This is a genomic window from Psychrobacter sp., from assembly GCF_036731945.1.
In the GTDB taxonomy this organism is placed as follows: domain Bacteria; phylum Pseudomonadota; class Gammaproteobacteria; order Pseudomonadales; family Moraxellaceae; genus Psychrobacter.
In genome coordinates this window covers 13,641-16,152 of record NZ_DAINDI010000069.1, presented here as the reverse complement: position 1 = coordinate 16,152, position 2,512 = coordinate 13,641, and the positions used below count along the sequence as shown (strand labels likewise).

Here is a 2,512-nt window from a genome sequence, read left to right as displayed (position 1 = left end):
AGTTGATACGTGTATAAGTCGCCACCCCATATCACCCAATAACAGCGTTTTAGTAACCACGGCATAAAAAATAAAATCTTGACAATACTATGATCTGCTAAGCTGTGTAATATAACTTTATCAGCTTGATGCATTTTAAAAATTACTTTTAAATAATGCTTAGTTTTACCAAATCTAGTTTTCTTTGATAAGATTTTTATATTGTTCGTAGGGAGAATATCTTGTTGAGACATACCTTTGGTTAATAAAAAATCATGATTCTCAAAATTAAAATTCGCTTTAATAAAATTAATGAATGGTGGGATGAATTTTTCACTACTAGCGATATGTAATATGGTATTTCTCATGTTTACTTCACTAAGTCCAATAAGTATTGTCCGTAGCTATTCTTGCTTAGAGCAGTACCGATTTCCTGTAAGTCTTGTTTACTCAGCCATCCTTGAATATAGGCAATTTCTTCTAAACAGGCTATCTTATAACCTTGGCGTTTTTCAATAGTTTCTACAAACATGCCAGCTGCCAAAAGACTTTCATGAGTGCCAGTATCGAGCCAAGCGAACCCACGACCTAAGAGTTCAACCTTCAAGTCACCCCGTTGCATATATAACTGGTTAATAGTAGTAATTTCAAGCTCACCGCGCTCGGAGGGTCTGACTTGTTTGGCTATACTGACCACGTCATTATCGTAAAAATATAACCCTGTGACCGCATAGTTAGATTTGGGTTGGGTGGGTTTTTCCTCGATAGAAAGGGCACGTTTATCGTCATCAAATTCGACTACACCGAACCGTTCAGGATCTTTGACTTGATAACCAAAGACGGTAGCGCCTGTTTTTTGGCTCACAGCTTTACGCAGTAATGGCGAAAAACCAGGACCATAAAATATATTATCACCTAAGACTAAGCAAACATTACTATCACCAATAAATTGTTCGCCAATAATAAATGCTTGGGCTAAACCATCAGGGTTTAGCTGGATGGCATAGCTTAAAGTAATACCTAGCTGCTTACCATCACCAAGTAAGCGTTTAAAACTATCGATGTCATCAGGGGTGCTAATAATTAAGATATCTTGAATACCTGCTAGCATCAGTACTGATAGCGGATAATACACCATAGGTTTGTCATAAATAGGTAATAGCTGTTTAGATACGCCTTTAGTAATAGGGTATAAACGTGTGCCGGAACCACCCGCTAAAATGATGCCCTTGGTATTCATAAACTCTTTACTCCTAATCTCTCACGTTGGTAGCTGCCATCTTGTACTCTGCGGCACCATTCAAGGTTTTCCAAATACCATTCAACTGTTTTGCGTATTCCCGTTTCAAAGGTTTCGACAGGTAGCCAATTCAACTCTCTTTGCATTTTCGTGGCATTTATTGCATAGCGTAAATCATGTCCTGGACGATCTTTCACGTATGTAATTAGAGATTCATAAATCTGTCCACTGGGGCGAGGTTGTAGCTCATCTAGAATACGACAAATAGTAGTGACGACTTCAATATTTTGTTTTTCATTATGACCACCTATGTTATAGGTTTCACCAATAACACCTTGAGTAACTACTTTATAAAGTGCTTTAGCATGATCCTCTACATATAACCAATCTCGTATTTGATTGCCTTTACCGTAAATAGGTAGAGGTTTACCATCTAAAGCATTAAGGATAACTAATGGAATTAGTTTCTCAGGGAAGTGATAGGGTCCATAGTTGTTTGAGCAATTGGTAACGATAATGGGTAAACTATAAGTACGATGCCAAGCGCGTACCAGATGATCTGAGCTGGCTTTGGATGCGGAGTATGGTGAGCTTGGAGCGTAGGGTGTTGATTCCGTAAATAAAGCATTAGTATTGTCTAGATCGCCATAAACTTCATCAGTTGAGATATGGTGAAATCTAAAGAGTGCTTTATCTACCTCGTTAAGGCTGTGCCAATATTTGCGCGCAACTTCTAATAAACTATAGGTACCAACAATATTGGTGCTAATGAAATTGGCAGGTCCATCGATCGATCGATCCACATGCGACTCTGCCGCCAAATGCATGACTAAGTTCGGCTGAAAACGATTAAATGCAGATTCTATAGCCGCAGTGTTACAGATATCCAGCGATTCAAAAAAATATCGAGGGTTTTTCTCAATCTCAGCCAAAGACTCTAAATTTCCCGCATAAGTTAGCTTATCAATATTTAAAACCTGATGCTCAGTATGGTTTATGATGTGGCGTATGACAGCAGAGCCTATAAAACCAGCGCCACCTGTTATTAAGATTTTCATGGTTAAACCTATATTGTAATGAAGCGACGTGGAAGATTAAAACCCAAGCTCAAAGTAGTCTTCGATGTTTTTTAACAAGGCGTTTATGATCATGTTCCTAAAAACGTGCAGTATAATAAAAAATAAACAGCACAGTAGCAATAGGGTTCTAACTCTCTATTGCTACTGTGCTGTTTTTTAATTATATTTTATGCTCTATTATTAGAAAATACATAAAGGTTAGAATGCTAATAGG

Annotated in this window: 3 protein-coding genes; all 3 read right to left on the bottom strand. The window is 37.7% G+C overall.

Going from position 1 to position 2,512, the window contains the following annotated elements; genetic code table 11:
* On the bottom strand, nucleotides 1–347 hold a 347-nt coding region (locus V7D75_RS12230), incomplete at its 3' end, for a hypothetical protein (RefSeq protein WP_333614785.1).
* Nucleotides 348–349: 2 nt separating this feature from the next.
* Nucleotides 350–1,219 carry a glucose-1-phosphate thymidylyltransferase RfbA gene (gene rfbA, locus V7D75_RS12225; RefSeq protein ID WP_333614784.1) on the bottom strand — a complete coding sequence of 290 codons (870 nt, stop codon included), beginning with the start codon at nucleotides 1,217–1,219 and terminating at the stop codon, nucleotides 350–352.
* A complete protein-coding gene (gene rfbB, locus V7D75_RS12220) occupies nucleotides 1,216–2,277 on the bottom strand; it encodes a dTDP-glucose 4,6-dehydratase (protein ID WP_333614783.1) in 1,062 nt (353 codons plus the stop codon). The genes rfbA and rfbB overlap by 4 nt, the downstream gene beginning before the upstream one ends.
* Nucleotides 2,278–2,512 lie beyond the last annotated feature (235 nt).